Here is a 15,963-nt window from a genome sequence, read left to right on the forward strand (position 1 = left end):
CAGACGATGTATCTGTTGGCTATTGCCATCACATCCCAAGGAGAATTCCAGATGCAACAACGCAAACAACTCAATCGCATGCTCGGGATTGCCGCGCTGGCAATGCTGTTCAGCGGCAGCTCCGTCCATGCGCAATCGACCGGCACCACATCGGCAACAGGCAGCGGCACGACCGCCGCGCAGTCGAGCTCCGGCACCTCGGCCAATTCCTCGGCTGGCGCCAGCAAGGGATCGAACGGCAGCGTCAGCAAGGGCGATCAGCGGATGATGAAGAATCTGGCCGAAGCCAACTTCGCGGAAATCGACACCGGCAAGCTGGCACTGCAGAAGTCGCAGAGCGACCAGGTCAAGACGTTTGCGCAAAAGATGATCGACGATCATACCCAGGCGCAGAAAGAGCTTGAGCAGCTGGCCCAGCAGAAGGGCGTGACGCTCCCCACCGAAACCGACATGAAGCACAAGGCCGCCGCCAAGGCGCTGAGCGCGCTCGAAGGCGAGAAGTTCGACAAGATGTACATGAACCAGGTCGGCGTGATGGATCACAAGAACACTCATCGCCTGCTCACCAAGGCACAGAAGGATGCCAAGGATCCCGACCTGAAGGCGCTGGCCGCCAAGCTGACACCGACTGTCGATGGCCACCTCAGCATGGCGCAGGACCAGACCGGCAAGAAAGGCAGCAGCTCCGGCAGCTCGGGCAAGACCAGCTCGAATTCCGCTTCGGGTTCCAGCAGCTCCGGATCGAAATAAGCCGGGCACGAGCCAGCGGCAACGCATGCAGCCTTCCGCAGCCCCCTGCGGGGCTGCGTGCGCGCACCTGCTTCCCGGCACGCTTGCCGGATTCACCTTACAGGAGTGATGCATGAATAACGACGACATAATTTCCACGCTCAACGACCTGATCGAAACCAGCAAGGATGGCGAGGAGGGCTTTCGCACCTGTGCCGACGACGCGAGAGATCCGACACTGAGGACCTTTTTCTCCAACCGCGCGCAGAGCTGCGCCGCGGCGGCCCTCGAACTGCAGAGCCTGGTGCGCTCCTACGGCGGCGATCCGGAAACCACCAGCGGCCTGGGCGGCGCACTGCACCGCCGCTGGGTCGACATCAAGTCGCTGGTGACCGGCAAGGATGACAAGGCCGTGCTGAAGGAATGCGAACGAGGCGAGGACGTGGCGGTATCGAGCTACCGGCGCGCGCTGGAAAAGGGCCTGCCGGCCGACGTGCGTACCGTGGTCGAACGCCAGTACCAGGGCGTGCTGCAGAACCATGACCAGGTCAAGAGCCTGCGCGACCAGTACCGCAGCGCCTGACGGCGTGATGCGGCAGCAGGCGTAAAACGCTAACGGCGGGCGAGCCGGCATGGCTGGCTTGCCCGCTTTTCCATGATGCTGCGCTTTGCGCGTAGGCCCATGGAGTAAAATACCGGCCTGCCGGCGACACCCCTCCCATCCTCTCCGGCAGCGGATTGCTGTCAGCCTGACAACGCATCGGCCGCTGCAAACCCTGCAGGCCTTGCATGCATTGCTCGCATCGCGACAGCCCGACCCCATTTTTCCGGATTGCCCGCATGCTGCGACTGACCAACGTTATTCTTCCGCTCGACCATCCCGAAGCCGACCTGAGGGCGGCCATTCTCGACCGCCTGCAGATCGCCGATACCGATCTCAACGGCTACACCATCTTCCGCCGCGGCTACGATGCGCGCCGCCGCAGCGCCATCACGCTGGTCTATACGCTGGACGTGGATGTCGCGGGAGAGGCCGAGGTGCTGGCCCGCCTGCAGGGCACGCCGAACGTCGGGCCCAGCCCCGACACGAGCTACAAGTTCGTGGCGCAGGCGCCGGCCGGTCTGCCGACGCGTCCGGTCATCATCGGCTTCGGCCCCTGCGGCCTGTTCGCCGCGCTGATCCTGGCCCAGATGGGCTTTCGCCCCATCATCCTGGAGCGCGGCAAGGTGGTGCGGGAACGCACCAAGGACACCTGGGGCCTGTGGCGCAAGCGCGAGCTCCAGCCCGAGTCGAATGTGCAGTTCGGCGAAGGCGGCGCCGGCACCTTTTCCGACGGCAAGCTGCACAGCCAGATCAAGGACCCGAAGCATTACGGCCGCAAGGTGCTCAACGAATTCGTCAAGGCCTTTGCGCCGGAAGAAATCCTGTACGTCAGCAAGCCGCATATCGGCACCTTCCGCCTGGTCAAGATGATCGAGGCGATGCGCGAGACCATCGAGTCGCTCGGCGGCGAATTCCGCTTCCAGTCCAAGGTGACCGATCTCGAGATCGACAACGGCAAGCTGCGCGCGGTGATCCTGGAAAACGGCGAGCGCCTCGCCTCCGACCATGTGGTGCTGGCGGTCGGCCACAGCGCGCGCGACACCTTCCAGATGCTGTACGAACGCGGCGTTTATGTGGAAGCCAAGCCGTTCTCGGTCGGTTTCCGCGCCGAACATCCGCAGTCGCTGATCGACCGTGCGCGCTTCGGCAAGTTTGCCGGCCATCCGCTGCTCGGCGCGGCCGATTACAAGCTCGTTCATCATGCGAAGAATGGACGCTCGGTCTACAGCTTCTGCATGTGCCCCGGCGGCACCGTGGTGGCCGCCACTTCCGAGCCGGAGCGCGTAGTAACCAACGGCATGAGCCAGTATTCGCGCAACGAGCGCAATGCCAACAGCGGCATCGTGGTCGGCATCACGCCGGACGACTACCCGACCGATCGCGGCGCGGGCCATCCACTGGCCGGCATCGACCTGCAGCGCGAGCTGGAGTCGCGCGCCTATGTGCTGGGCGGGCGCAACTATGACGCGCCGGGCCAGCTGGTGGGCGATTTCATCGCCGGGCGGGCGTCAACGGAATTCGGTTCGGTCGTGCCGTCGTACAAGCCGGGCGTGCACCTGACCGACCTTGGGCCGTCGCTGCCGGATTATGCGATCGAGGCGATCCGCGAAGCCTTGCCGGCGTTCGACCGGCAGATCAAGGGGTATGCGATGCGGGATGCGGTGCTGACCGGGGTTGAAACCCGAACCTCATCGCCGGTGCGGATCAAGCGCAAGGATAATTTCCAGAGCCTGAATACCGAGGGGCTGTTCCCTGCGGGGGAAGGGGCGGGGTATGCGGGGGGGATTCTTTCTGCGGCGGTGGATGGGATCAAGGTGGCTGAGGCGGTGGCGCTCAGCATGGTGGGGAGGACGGATGTGAAGGGTGGGGGGATGGCGGGGGATATGTTGTATTGAGGGTCCTTACGCTCCAGCAGCATCGGTTGGTTCTTTTTGATTCCCTCCTTTCAAGGGCGGCCGGCGAGGTGGACCGCAGTTTAACGCTTAAAGAACGCTCCTTCCCCTTCAAGGGGAAGGTTGGGATGGGGATGGGTTTCAGGCTACGGCACAGCTTAGGAAGCGGTTGTTTGTAGAATTCTTTTAGAGGGTGCTGATACGTTGGTTTCTCCGTGCAGGCTTGCCGGGGGTGGCCCGGCGGCCACTAATTTTCTTGTCTCGCCAAGAAAAGTAAGCAAAAGAAAGGGGCCGCCGAGGTGCGACACCCCTACCGCCGCCCCTGCGGGGTTCCCAAAAGAGCGCGGCACCAAGCGGGAAGCGCGGAAACTCGCCTGCGGCTCAGACAGTCCGCGCTTCTTTATCCGCTTGGCGCCGCGCTCTTTTGGCGTCGTTAGAGGGGAGAATTCAACAGCCTCTATGCATTGACTCGGCCGGCTTGAATAGCCTCCCCTCTCCCGCAGGCGGGGCGCAAGCAGGATTTCGCAAACCATCGGTTTGCACTGCCGTAGCCGATTCGGCTTGCAAGCCGAATCGTGGGACGCGGAGCGAGGGCGGGGGTGAGGGGGCTCGCCAAGACTTCACGCATCAGTTCAAAGAACCTAATCCACCTCCAACATCTCCAACTCCGCCTTCGGCACGCCATCGCTGATTTCCAGAAACCCCACCGAAATCGGCAACCGGAACCGGCGCGGGCCGGCGCTTCCAGAATTGACGAACAGCACCCCTCGCTCCTTCTTCACGACAGGCCGGTGTGAATGCCCGGAAACAACCACCTTGATGCCTTCCACCGCCGGATCGATGTCGAGATCCTGCAGGTCGTGCACCACCATGACCTTCACGCCTCCCACCTCCAGCACTTCCTTTTCCTGCAGGCGCTGCGCCCAGTCGCCGCGGTCGTTGTTGCCGCGTACGGCAATAACCGGGGCGATTTCTTCCAGCTGCTCCAGTACGCCGGCATTGCAGATGTCGCCGGCATGAATAATGCAAATCACGCCGGACAGCGCAAAGCGCGCTTCCGGCCTCAGCAATCCGTGGGTATCGGAGATCAGTCCGATGCGGTGTTTCTCCATATGAATCATCGTGAAGGCAAATAAGAAGCAGATGCATGAAACAGGCCGGGGCGGCCTGCACGTAAAAAATGGAATTGTGCTCTAATGCGCTAACCAATGCAGAAGTCGCATATCGATATTCCTTTTCAGTTTGACGCATGAGCCCGCAACTCGTTTCCGCTGATTATCCGATGCTTTCATGTTGTCGCCGAGGGCGGCCGCGGATGGCAATGAACGGGTGCGTCAGCTGACGCCGTTTTTCCAGTTTCCCATGGCCGCAGTGTTGAAAGACCTGCGGCCATTTTGCTTTTCGCGGTGCATGCCGCCCGAAAAAGCCGAAAGGACTTTCGTCATGAACAAGCCGTCAGGGCAGCCAGCGCAGCGCATGTCGCAGGGACTCCGCCTTGCCGCGCGCCCGATCAGGATAGGCGCCGGCATTCCGCTCAAGCCGGACCGGCGCACGCCGGTCTGGACCGATATCGCGGCGGCGGCCGAGGGGCTGGCGCAGCGCGAGCCCCTGCTGAAGCCGAGGCTGCAATCGCTCATCCTTGCCCATGACAATCTCGGCGCGGGCGTTGCCGCGGTGCTGGCGCGCCGGCTGGGCGGCGCGGACCTGGAAGAAGCGCCGCTGAGGGACTTGTTCCTGCAGCTGGCCGACGAAGACTTCGCCGAAAAAGTCGCCGCCGACCTGCGCGCCGTCAGGGAACGAGATCCGGCCGGCGGCGACGAGCTGCATGTACTGCTCAACTTCAAGGGCTTCCAGGCCCTGCAAACCTACCGCATCGCCCATGCCTTGTGGCAGGAAGGCCGGACCGAGTTGGCGCATGCCTTGTCGAACCAGGCATCGATCGTGTTCGCGGTCGACATTCATCCGGCGGCCCGCATCGGCACCGGCGTCATGTTCGACCACGGCACCGGCATCGTGATCGGCGAGACCACGGTGATCGAAGACAATGTCTCGCTGCTGCAGAACGTGACGCTGGGCGGCACCGGCAAGGAACACGGCGACCGCCATCCCAAGATCCGCAGCGGCGTGATGATCGGCGCCGGCGCGAAGATCCTCGGCAACATCGAGGTCGGCACGATGAGCAAGATCGCTGCGGGCAGCGTGGTGCTGCATCCCGTGCCGCCGCACACGACAGTTGCCGGCGTGCCGGCGAGGGTGGTGCGCAGGCATCACGATGATAGTTGTCCTTCGGTGGAGATGGATCAGAGGATTTGAGGGGGAGTTCTATTTGCGCAGAAGGTCTTGGCGAGCCCCTCATTCCCAACCCTCGCTCCGCGTCCCACGATTCGGCTTGCAAGCCGAATCGGCTACGGCAGTGCGAACCGATGGTTTGCGGAACCCTGCCTGCGCCCCACTTGCGGGAGAAGGGAGCTTATGCTGACCATGTTAAGGCATAGAGGCTGTTAGAGCCCCCTCTAACGACGCCAAAAGAGCGGACGGAAAAGCGGATAAAGAAGCGCAGACTGTCTGAGCCGCAGGCGAGTTTCTGCGCTTCCCGCTTTGCCGTCCGCTCTTTTGGGAACCCCGCAGGGGCGACGGTAGGGGTGTCGCACCTCGGCGGCCCCCTTCTTTTGCTTACTTTTCTTGGCGAAGCAAGAAAAGTGAGTGGCCGCCGGGCCACCCCCGGCTAGCTCCCACGGAGAAAACAAGGTTTCAGCAACCGCTCACAAGAGCTCTGCAAACAACTTCTCTTTAAGCTGTATCGCCTGTTGAAAACCCATCCCCACCCTAACCCTCCCCTTGAAGGGGAGGGAATGGATGTGCGAGCGACAGAAGTCGTACTACTTAAAAACCTCGAACCTCGAACCTCGAACCTCGAACCTCGAACCTCGAACCTCGAACCTCGAACCTCGAACCTCAAACCTCAAACCTCAAACCTCAAGCATCAATCATCCACCGACTCTGCCTCACCAGCATCTCCGTAAACTCCTCCGCCGACACCGGCTTGCTATAGTAATACCCCTGCCCCGAAGGACACCCATGACTCTGCAGAAAGCACTTCTGCTCATCGGTCTCCACCCCCTCCGCCAGCACCTTCAGCCTCAAACTGTTGGCCATTGAAATGATCGCCGCCACCAGCGCCGTGTCATTCGAATCCTGCCCGATGCCGCTGATGAAGGAGCGGTCGATCTTCAGCGCATCCACCGGAAAGCGCTGCAGGTAAGCCAGCGAGGAATAACCGGTACCGAAGTCATCGATCGACAGTTTGATCCCCATGTCCGACAAGACCTTCAGCGTTGCCACGTTGTCCTCGGTGCGCTGCATCAGGATGCCTTCGGTGATCTCGAGGTCAAGCCGGTTGGGCGGCACGCCGGCGCCGTCGAGCGCGTCGCGCACCATCTGTTCGAAGTTGGGCTGGAAGAACTGGCGCGGCGACAGGTTGACCGCCATGGTCAGCCCGCCGAAGCCGCTTTCATGCCATTGCCGCAGCTGCTTGCACGCCTCGCGCAGTACCCATTCGCCGATCGGCAGGATCAGGCCGGTCTCCTCGGCGATGGCGATGAACTCGTTGCAGCCCACCGGCGGCTCGCCGTCGCGCTTCCAGCGCAGCAGCGCCTCGGCCGCGAAGATGGCGCCGCTGTCGAGATCGACCTGCGGCTGGTAGTACAGCACGAATTCATTGCGGTTGAGCGCATGGCGCAAGGCGTTCGTCAGCTGCAGCCTGCGCTGCGCGGCGCGGTTGAGGCTCTGGGTGAAGAACTGGTAGTTGCCGCGGCCCTTTTCCTTCGCGTAGTACATCGCGGTATCCGCGGTGCGCATCAGGGTGGCGACATCACGGCCGTCCTCGGGATACATGCTGACGCCGATGCTGCCCGAGACATGCAGTTCATGGTCGCCGCATTGAAACGGAGAATCGAGCGCGTCCAGCACCTTCTGGGCAACGCGCGCAGCGTCATGGCTGCCGCTTATCAGCGGCAGGGCCAGCACGAATTCATCTCCCCCCAGGCGCGCCACGCTGTCGCCCTCGCGCACGCAGTGCAGCAGCCGCCTGGCGACATCGCGCAGCAGGCTGTCGCCCACCTGGTGGCCGAGCGAATCGTTGATGTGCTTGAAATAATCCAGGTCAATGAACATCAGCGCGACCAAAGTCTGCGTGCGTGCCGCATGTGCCAGCGCCTGCTGCAGCCTGTCCTGCAGCAGCACCCGGTTGGGCAGGCCGGTCAACGCGTCATGGTCGGCCATGTAGCGGATGCGCTCCTCGGCCTGCTTGCGTTCGGTGAGGTCGAGCACGAAGGCCACGCCGGTCTGCTGGCGCTTGCTGATGACGGTGCCGCCCACGAGAATGGGAATGCGCCTGCCGTCCTTGCCGACGTATTCCTTCTCGTAGGGCGCGAAGCTGCCGCTCACGCGTAGCTCCTCCCATGCGCGCTCGCTGATGTCTCCGTACTCCGGCGGCGTGAGCGTGTCCCAGCGCACGCGTCCCTGCTTCAGGTCCTGCTGGGTATAGCCGAGCAGGCGCAGGAAGGCATCGTTCGCCTCGACCACGCGGCCGTCGGCGGCCCAGAAATAGATGCCGATGATGTTGGCCTCCACCAGGCGGCGCATGCGCACCTCGCTGCGCCGCAGGCTTTCCTCGGCGCGGGCGCGTTCGCCGATTTCGGCGGTCAGCAGGGTATTGGCATGGGCCAGCTGTTCGGTGCGCTGTGCGACGCGCTCTTCCAGCATTTCATAGGCATGCTGCAGGTAGGCTTCGATCTGCAGGCGCAAGGCCTTCTCGTGCTGCAGCAGGGCTTGCAGTTCGTTCAGCCGCCGGCGGGCGGCATGCAGCGAAAGATGGGTATCGATGCGCGCCAGGGCTTGAATGGGTTCCAGCGGCCTGGCGAGATGATCGGCGGCGCCGGCCTCAAGGCAGCGCTGGCCGTTGTCGCCGGGCTTGGCGGTCATCAGCAGTACCGGGATGTCGCGCAGCCGCTCGTCCTGCTTGAACGAACGGCAGACGGCAAATCCGTCGGGCTCCTGCAGTGCAGCATCAAGCAGGATCAGGCCGGGAGCGGAAAGACCGGCCTGCCGCAGCGCCTGTTCGCCATCCGGCGCCAGCGCCACGCAATGCCCCCGGCTTTCAAGCGACTGGCGAAGTGCGGGAAGATCAGGCAGGTCGTCGCCTGCCACCAGAAGGATGTAACCGGAGTCCGACGTGCCGGTCGGCCCGGTCATGCGCATGCCCTCGCAGCCGGTGCCGCCGGCAGGCGACCGGAGTGAGGGCGGAAGGACTTTGTGCGTTGCGGGTTCATGGTCGGAATGTCAAAAGGCAAGGATCAAGGCCGGAGCAACCGTGGCGCAGGCTGCAGCGCCGGCAGGCAAGGCCGCCGGCGTTGCAAACAATGCAAATTTAGACGCGGCGCCGTCTGTTGAGTTCAGGCCGCGGTTCTTGACACTCAACCCGCAGCGGCGCTGGCGACCGAGTGCGGCGCGTGCGTGTCCGCCGGAGGGATGTCGTGCACCAGGATGCCGGCGCCTTCCGGCGTCTGCTTCCGCCAGGCACCTTCCTCGATGGCGCGCAGCGCGTCGCGGTAGCCCAGTTCCCAGCGCCACTCGATCGAGCCGCGAGAGAAGTTGATGTCCTTGGACGCCATCTGCCAGTCGCGTCCGGCATAGGCCAGGCGCACGATGTGCACGGTGGAGTCGGCGCCGACCGCCTCGACCTGGCGCCGTTCCTCGTCGCTCAGCGCCTCCGGCGGCAGCTTGTCGCGCAGCATGCGCACCATGCGGCGCAGCTTGTGGCCGCGCAGGTAGGCATCGATGTGCCGCTGCGACCGGGACGCGAACATCACATCCTTCTGCCGCGTCTGCACTTGCTCGAGCGTCTGCGGCTCCGGGCCGTCCGCGCTCCACAGGTCGACCATGAAGCAGGTGGTGTCGATGCGCGGCTCGTCGGCCAGCAGGATTTCCAGCGGCGTATTCGAATACAGGCCGCCGTCCCAGTACAGGCGCCCGTCGATGCGCACCGGAGCAAAGCCGGGCGGCAGCGCGCCGCTGGCCAGGATGTGCTTGAGCGTCATGCTGCGCGATGCGCTGTCGAAATTGTCGAGCTGGCCGCAGTCGACGCGGATTGCGCTGACCGACAGGCGTATGCCGCTTCCGCCGTTGAGGCAGTCGATATCCACCAGCTTTTCCAGGGTGCGTTCGAGCGGCGCGGTGTCGTAGAAGCTGGCCGCTTCCGGCGCCACCGGCCAGCCGGCGGCAAACGGATTGAACCAGCGCGGCGAATAGAAGCCCTGCACGCCGGCGGTGAGGGCGCTCATGGTATTGACCATGGTGTTGAAGTGGCGCACCGAATCGGGCACGCGGCGCATGTCGAGCAGGTCGTTCTGCGCCACCTCATTCCAGAACTGCTTGAGCCGCGCCACGCGCATGCCGGGGCGGTTGCCGGCGATCAGCGCCGCATTGATGGCGCCGATCGAGGTGCCGATCACCCAGTCGGGCGTCAGCCCGTGTTCATCCATGGCTTCGAACACGCCGGCCTGGTAGGCGCCGAGGGCGCCGCCGCCCTGCAGCACCAGCGCCGTGCGCGGCCTGGCGGCGATCGCCTTGACCGTTGCTGTCATGGTTGTCCTCCCTTTGCAAGCTTGCTGCACTGCAGTATAGCGGTAGCTCCTTGCTACTGCGCGGGCGGCTTCATCAGTCCTTCAGCCTGCAGGGCCGCATGGACCGCCGGCCGCGCGCCGATCCGCTCGAAATAGGACTGTACCTGCGGCCAGCGGCCGAGGTCGATCTTCATTGAGGTGGCCCAGCGCAGTATGGTGAACAGGTAGGCGTCGGCCACGCCGAACTGGTTGCCGGTCAGGTAATCCTTCCCCTGCAGCTTCTGGTTGATGAATTCCAGCCGCGCGGAAATATTGTCGAGCGCCGCCTTTTTCGTTTCCTCAGGCGTGCCCGGCTTGAACAGCGGAGAAAAGCCCTTGTGCAACTCGGTCGAGATGAAGTTCAGCCATTCCATCAGGTGGTAGCGTTCGATCGTGCCGGCCGGCGGAGCAAGCCGCTTGTCGGGATGCTGGTCGGCCAGGTATTGCACGACGACTGCCGCTTCAGTCAGCACGTCGCCATTGTCGAGCTGCAATGCCGGCACATAGCCTTTGGGGTTGACGGTACGGTAGTCCGTGCCGCTCTCGGTTTTCTTGTCCGCAAGATTGACCTTTTCGCGGTCAAAGCCGATGCCGAGTTCATGCAGCACGATATGCGGCGACAGCGAACAGGCGCCAGGCGCAAAATAAAGTTTCATCTAAGACCTCCTTGTATTGCTCTTTCGGTTGCCCATGCCGGAATCACGAGCTTAATCGACGTCAAATTGTGAAGCGGTTGACATTCCGGACCGGGATTCAGAGTGCAGAATCCTGCTGTTGCACGCCGCAATAAACATGCCCTTATAATCGATTGCCCCCATAAAAACCGGACGGAGACAATGAATACGCTTCACTATGCCCATTGGCCTGCAGGCATGCCGCGCGCCATCACCACGCCCGACACCAGCGTCTACGCCAATCTGCAGGTATCGGCCCTGCGCTATGCGAACAAGCCGGGCATCATCTTCTACGATACCGTGCTGACCTATGCGCAGATCCATGAACAGGTGCTGGCGCTGGCCGGCTATCTGCAAAAGGTCTGCGGCGTGCAGCGCGGCGACCGCGTATTGCTGGACATGCAAAACAGCCCGCAGTTCATCATCAGCTATTACGCGATCATGCGCGCCGATGCGATGGTGGTGCCGGTCAACCCGATGCTGATGACCGACGAGCTCGAGCATTACATCGAGGACAGCGGCGCGAAGGTGGCGCTGGCGTCGCAGGAAATCTTTTCGCGCATCGCGCCGCTGATCGGCAAGACTTGCCTCACGCATGTGGTTGCCGCCGCGTATTCCGATTACCTGATCGCACCGACCGAGCTCAACGTGCCCGATTTCGTTCGCGCGCCCTATGCGGTGCCGACGATGGAGGGCGTGACGCCCTGGAAGCAAGCGCTGGCCGCAGGCCATGCGCCCGGCCCGCACGAGGCCGGCCCCGACGACCGCGCCTGCATGCCCTATACCTCGGGCACCACCGGCAAGCCCAAGGGCTGCGTGCATACCCATCGCTCGGTCATGTTCAACGCCGTCGCCAGCCCGACCTGGTCCGGCCCGATGGCGCCCGACCATGTAACGCTGGCGGTGCTGCCGTTCTTCCACGTGACCGGCATGCAGTCGGTGATGAACGCGATGATTTACACCGGCGGCGCCATCGTGGTGCTGCCGCGCTGGGACCGCGATGCGGCCGGCCAGCTGATCACCCGCTACAAGGTCACCACCTGGACGCTGATCCCGACCATGATGATCGACTTCCTGTCCAATCCGCGCCTGGGCGAATACGACATCTCCAAGCTGCAGCGCGTCTCGGGCGGCGGCGCGGCGATGCCGGCGGCGATTGCGCAGAAGCTCCTGCAGCTGACCGGCCAGACCTACATGGAAGGCTACGGCCTGTCCGAGACCATGGCGGCCTCGCACGTCAATCCACCCAACCGCATGAAGCAGCAATGCCTCGGCGTACCCTACCTGAACGTCGATGCCCGCATCGTCGATCCGGTCACGCTCAAGGAAGTGCCGCAGGGCGAGAACGGCGAGATCTGGATCCATGGTCCGCAGGTGTTCCAAGGTTACTGGAACGATCCGAAGAAGACCGCCGAAGCCTTCGCCGAACTCGATGGCAAGCGCTTCTTCCGTTCCGGCGATCTCGGCTACATGGACGAGGAGGGTTTCTTCTTCTTCACCGACCGCCTCAAGCGCATGATCAATGCCAGCGGCTTCAAGGTGTGGCCGGCGGAAGTGGAATCGATGATGTACCAGCATCCGGCGGTGCAGGAGTGCTGCATCATCGCGGCGCGCGATCCGTATCGCGGCGAAACGGTGAAGGCGGTGATCGTGAAGCGGCCCGGCGTCGACGCGAGCGCCGAGGACATTACGAAGTGGGCGCAGGAGAAGATGGCTGCCTACAAGGTGCCGAAGATCGTGGAGTTCGTCGATGCGCTGCCGAAGTCGGCCACCGGGAAGGTGATGTGGCGCAGCCTGCAGGAGAAGGAGATGGCGGCGCAGGAGGCGGCGAAGGTTTGAGTGTCGGCTTTGATCGGAGGCGATGATAATCAATCTGCTCAAGCCAATCGTTGTCTGCCATTCGCCAAGACCTCGTAATTCCCTCCCCTTCAAGGGGAGGGCTAGGGTGGGGACGGGTTCAAACGCGCTGCTACACCCCATCCCCATCCCAACCTTCCCCTTGAAGGGGAAGGAGTACAGAGGTCTTGCAATGTCATGAAGACAATTTAAATTTCTTAACACAAGCTTTTCATAGTGGGAAGCTTGTATTTGCCGAATCGAAGCAACTCCAATCCAGTACCACTTCCAGTCTCTCTCTTCCCCATCCCCTCGCCCCGCCCGTCGTAAAATAGCGGCTCCTCCCGCCCGCTGTTTCCCAAATGACCATCCTGCTGTCCACCCTCAACGCCCGCTACACCCATGCCTCGCTGGGATTGCGTTACCTGCTTGCCAACATGGGAGAGCTGCAGGGCGTCACCCGCTTGCAGGAATTCGTGATCGGCGCCAAGACCGCCGACGTGGTCGAGCGCCTGCTCACACATAGTCCACGCATCATCGGCTTCGGCGTCTACATCTGGAATGTCGAGGAAACCACGCGGGTCGTCGCGCTGCTCAAGCATGTCGCGCCGCAGGTGACCATCGTGCTCGGCGGGCCGGAAGTGTCCTACGAGCCGCAGGAACAGCAGATCGTGCAGCTGGCCGATTACCTCGTCACCGGCTGGGGCGACATTACCTTCCCGCAGCTGTGCCGCCAGATCCTCAACGGCCCCAAGCCGCTGATGAAGATTCATGCCGGCGTGCAGCCGCCGCTTGATGACATCGCCTTGCCCTACGGCCTCTACACCGAGCAGGACATCGCCCACCGCACGCTGTATGTCGAGGCCTCGCGCGGCTGTCCGTTCAAGTGCGAGTTCTGCCTGTCCTCGCTCGACAAGACCGCTTGGCCCTTTGATCTCGACAAGTTTCTCGGCGAGCTGGAAAGCCTGCATGCGCGCGGCGCGCGGCTGTTCAAGTTCGTCGACCGCACCTTCAATCTCAACATCAAGTCCAGCCTGAGGATCATGCAGTTCTTCCTCGACAAGCTGGCGGCCCATCCCGAGGACCCGGTGTTCGCGCATTTCGAAGTGGTGCCCGACCACCTGCCGGATGCGCTGAAGGAAGCCATCCGGAAATTCCCTCCCGGAACGCTGCAGTTCGAGATCGGCATCCAGAGCTTCAATCCGGAGGTGCAGGCCACCATCAGCCGCAAGCAGAACAACGACAAGTCGGCCGACAACATCCGCTGGCTGCGCGAGCATTCCCATGCGCATCTCCACGTCGACCTGATCGCCGGCCTGCCGGGCGAGGACATCGCCAGCTTTGCGCAGGGCTTCGACCGGCTGGTGGCGCTGGCGCCGCACGAGATTCAGTTCGGCATCTTGAAGCGCCTGCGCGGCACGCCCATCATCCGGCATACCGAAGCTTTCGGGTTGGTGTTCGATCCGTATCCGCCCTACAGCATCCTCGCCACCGACCGCATCGACTTCGCCGCCATGCAGCGGCTGATGCGCTTTGCGCGCTACTGGGACCTGGTCGCGAATTCGGGCCGCTTCGCCCATACGCTGCCGGCCATTCTCGGCGATGCGCCGTTCGTCAATTTCATGGCGCTGTCGGACTGGCTGTATGCGAATACCGATGCGACGCACCGCATCGCGCTCGACAAGCTGGCCGCGCTGGTGGCGCGCTGGCTGAACAGCCGGGGCATGGACAGGAAAGAGGCAGATGCGCTGGTCGACAGCGACTATGCGGGACAGGCGCACAAGGCCAGGCCGAGATCGGAAAAAACGGAGAAGGCGGCAAAGGCGGATGCGGCGCCGCAGCGGCAGGCGCGGCATCTCGCGGCATGAGGATGAGACGGCGTGATCAGGCCCGCTGCTGCGCGCGCCAGTTTTCCAGCACCTGACGCGTCGGCGCGTCGAGGCTGTCGAGGGGGATGGAACGCGAGCGGTTGAAGATCATGATCGCGTAGACGGTGGCAAGCAGGTCGACTTCCGGCGACAGCGCGCGTTCTTCGCCGGTCGAAGGGCGCATGGCGCGCCAGTAGTTGATCGCCTGTTCCAGTTCGGGGAGAGTGATGTCCATGCACGTATTGTAAAACAGTGCACAGACGGGGCCGCAATCACGCCCAGCCGCCGCAAAACATTGCCAGTCATTGTGAAAGGAAAAGCAGATGAGTGACATGAAGGACAAGGTAGCCATCGTGACGGCGGCGTCACGCGGCATGGGTGCGGCTTGCGCGCGGGAACTGGCGGCGCGCGGCTGCCGGCTGGTGCTGATGTCGCGCTCGGCAGACATTCATGTCCTGGCCGGCGAACTGAACGGCATCGCGCTGCAAGGCTCCAGCGACAATGCCGACGACCTGGAGAAGCTGATGGCGCTGGCCATGGACAGGCATGGCCGCATCGATGCGGTGGTCAACAACACCGGCCATCCGAAGAAGGGACCGCTGCTGGAACTCACCGACGCCGACTGGCATGCCGGCCTCGACCTGCTGCTGCTCAACGTGGTGCGCATGGCCCGCTTGGTGACGCCGATCATGCAGGTGCAGGGCGGCGGCGCCATTGTCAACATCTCCACCTTCGCCGCCTTCGAGCCGTCGGCGCGATTTCCGATCTCGGCCACGCTGCGCGCGGCGCTCGCCAGCTTCACCAAGATCTATGCCGACGAAGTGGCGAAGTCGAACATCCGCATCAACAACGTGCTGCCCGGTTACGTGGATTCGATCCCTCAGAACGAGGCAACGATCGCGCAGATCCCGATGGGACGCCAGGCAACGAAGGAAGAGATCGCCAAGACGGTAGCCTTCCTGCTGTCGTCGGACGCCGGCTATATCACCGGGCAGAACCTGCGCGTGGATGGCGGCATTACGCGCTCGGTATAGGCAAGGCCATCAAGCATTAACGCTGCGCATCGAATGGCGAGGCAAGCGCAAGAGGAAGGATTATTTCCTCATCCGTTTTTGCCTCGGTTTCTGACGGCAAACGAAGAGGCCGAAACAACAATCGCGATCAACGGAATGGGCATCGGAAGAAGGACCATGGCAATCAATTGATCGACGGAGAGTTGGCCTGTTCCAGACTGCCCGATCAGCGAAAGAGGGCCGAACGTGAACAGGTGAACGGAGCTGACGACAAGCGTTACGAGGAGGCCGCCCCGGCCAGCCCATGGAACAAGCAGGCTATTTACCAGGAGAGCAGATACCGCCATCATCCACGCCACTCCCGGCATGCCCAAGCTCAGGAAGAGCGAGAAGCATGCGACAAAAGCGAACAATACGCTAACCCGGAAAGCCGACCGCTGTTTTCCGCTCTCTGTCTTCGCTCCAACATTTTTCAGCATGCGTGTTTTGCAAGCAGGTGTGCAGTCGTCCACACATCCACTTTGCGCCCTTGTTTCCGCGATTGAATTAAAGGCATATGGGGGTGCGGCGTAAATCTTGGACTGGGTTATGCCGTAAATCCTAGGCTCTCCCGGTATTCGAGAGGACTGAGTGAGCCAAGGGATATCTTGATGCGCTTTTCGTTATACCAGCGGATGTAAGAGTC

The 15,963-nt window shown here is 62.7% G+C and carries 14 protein-coding genes; 7 read left to right on the forward strand and 7 right to left on the reverse strand.

The genetic code is table 11. The features are described from left to right. Positions 1 to 51: 51 nt before the first annotated feature. The 3 genes from IGW03_RS12925 (at position 52) to IGW03_RS12935 (ending at position 3,228) form a co-directional block, all read left to right on the forward strand. Entirely contained in the window at positions 52 to 750 is a 699-nt protein-coding gene (locus tag IGW03_RS12925) for a DUF4142 domain-containing protein (RefSeq protein ID WP_228535441.1), read from the forward strand. A gap of 112 nt (positions 751 to 862) precedes the next feature. Beyond that, a complete protein-coding gene (locus IGW03_RS12930; RefSeq protein WP_194722973.1) occupies positions 863 to 1,312 on the forward strand; it encodes a PA2169 family four-helix-bundle protein in 450 nt (149 codons plus the stop codon). Positions 1,313 to 1,569: 257 nt separating this feature from the next. After that, positions 1,570 to 3,228 (forward strand): NAD(P)/FAD-dependent oxidoreductase, encoded by a 1,659-nt coding sequence (locus IGW03_RS12935; RefSeq protein WP_194722974.1) that lies wholly within the window; start codon positions 1,570 to 1,572, stop codon positions 3,226 to 3,228. A 638-nt stretch (positions 3,229 to 3,866) separates the two neighbouring features. Here the strand turns inward: IGW03_RS12935 and IGW03_RS12940 are convergent. Then, positions 3,867 to 4,337, reverse strand: coding sequence for a metallophosphoesterase family protein (locus IGW03_RS12940; RefSeq protein ID WP_194722975.1), 471 nt, complete (start codon positions 4,335 to 4,337; stop codon positions 3,867 to 3,869). Between the two features lie 331 nt (positions 4,338 to 4,668). On the opposite strand from IGW03_RS12940, the gene cysE reads away from it, so the two are divergent. Next, a complete protein-coding gene (gene cysE / locus IGW03_RS12945; protein ID WP_228535443.1) occupies positions 4,669 to 5,538 on the forward strand; it encodes a serine O-acetyltransferase in 870 nt (289 codons plus the stop codon). Positions 5,539 to 6,201: 663 nt separating this feature from the next. Here cysE and IGW03_RS12950 read toward each other — a convergent pair. From IGW03_RS12950 to gstA, 3 genes are all read right to left on the reverse strand, one after another. Further along, positions 6,202 to 8,478, reverse strand: a complete 2,277-nt coding sequence (locus tag IGW03_RS12950; protein WP_194722976.1) for a GGDEF/EAL domain-containing response regulator — start codon at positions 8,476 to 8,478, stop codon at positions 6,202 to 6,204. A gap of 221 nt (positions 8,479 to 8,699) precedes the next feature. After that, entirely contained in the window at positions 8,700 to 9,869 is a 1,170-nt protein-coding gene (locus IGW03_RS12955) for a patatin-like phospholipase family protein (RefSeq protein WP_194722977.1), read from the reverse strand. Between the two features lie 53 nt (positions 9,870 to 9,922). After that, the gene (gene gstA / locus IGW03_RS12960) at positions 9,923 to 10,543 is read right to left on the reverse strand and encodes a glutathione transferase GstA (protein WP_194722978.1); all 621 of its coding nucleotides are present in this window, start codon (positions 10,541 to 10,543) and stop codon (positions 9,923 to 9,925) included. A 180-nt stretch (positions 10,544 to 10,723) separates the two neighbouring features. Here gstA and IGW03_RS12965 point away from each other — a divergent pair, with 180 nt between their 5' ends. Further along, entirely contained in the window at positions 10,724 to 12,400 is a 1,677-nt protein-coding gene (locus IGW03_RS12965; RefSeq protein ID WP_194722979.1) for a long-chain fatty acid--CoA ligase, read from the forward strand. A 359-nt stretch (positions 12,401 to 12,759) separates the two neighbouring features. Beyond that, positions 12,760 to 14,265 carry a B12-binding domain-containing radical SAM protein gene (locus IGW03_RS12970; RefSeq protein ID WP_194722980.1) on the forward strand — a complete coding sequence of 502 codons (1,506 nt, stop codon included), beginning with the start codon at positions 12,760 to 12,762 and terminating at the stop codon, positions 14,263 to 14,265. A gap of 16 nt (positions 14,266 to 14,281) precedes the next feature. Here the strand turns inward: IGW03_RS12970 and IGW03_RS12975 are convergent, their stop codons facing one another. Beyond that, positions 14,282 to 14,500 carry a DUF3717 domain-containing protein gene (locus IGW03_RS12975; RefSeq protein WP_194722981.1) on the reverse strand — a complete coding sequence of 73 codons (219 nt, stop codon included), beginning with the start codon at positions 14,498 to 14,500 and terminating at the stop codon, positions 14,282 to 14,284. Between the two features lie 97 nt (positions 14,501 to 14,597). On the opposite strand from IGW03_RS12975, the gene IGW03_RS12980 reads away from it, so the two are divergent. Further along, on the forward strand, positions 14,598 to 15,299 hold the full coding sequence (locus tag IGW03_RS12980; RefSeq protein WP_438943642.1) for an SDR family oxidoreductase: 702 nt from the start codon (positions 14,598 to 14,600) through the stop codon (positions 15,297 to 15,299). Positions 15,300 to 15,367: 68 nt separating this feature from the next. Here the strand turns inward: IGW03_RS12980 and IGW03_RS12985 are convergent, their stop codons facing one another. Together IGW03_RS12985 and IGW03_RS12990 are read right to left on the reverse strand one after the other, a co-directional pair. Next, positions 15,368 to 15,757, reverse strand: a complete 390-nt coding sequence (locus IGW03_RS12985) for a hypothetical protein (RefSeq protein ID WP_194722983.1) — start codon at positions 15,755 to 15,757, stop codon at positions 15,368 to 15,370. Positions 15,758 to 15,864: 107 nt separating this feature from the next. Beyond that, the coding region (locus tag IGW03_RS12990; RefSeq protein ID WP_194722984.1) for an IS3 family transposase at positions 15,865 to 15,963 on the reverse strand (99 nt) is incomplete at its 5' end.

Origin of the sequence: Noviherbaspirillum malthae (genome assembly GCF_015352985.1) — a bacterium.
Classification (GTDB): domain Bacteria; phylum Pseudomonadota; class Gammaproteobacteria; order Burkholderiales; family Burkholderiaceae_D; genus Noviherbaspirillum; species Noviherbaspirillum malthae.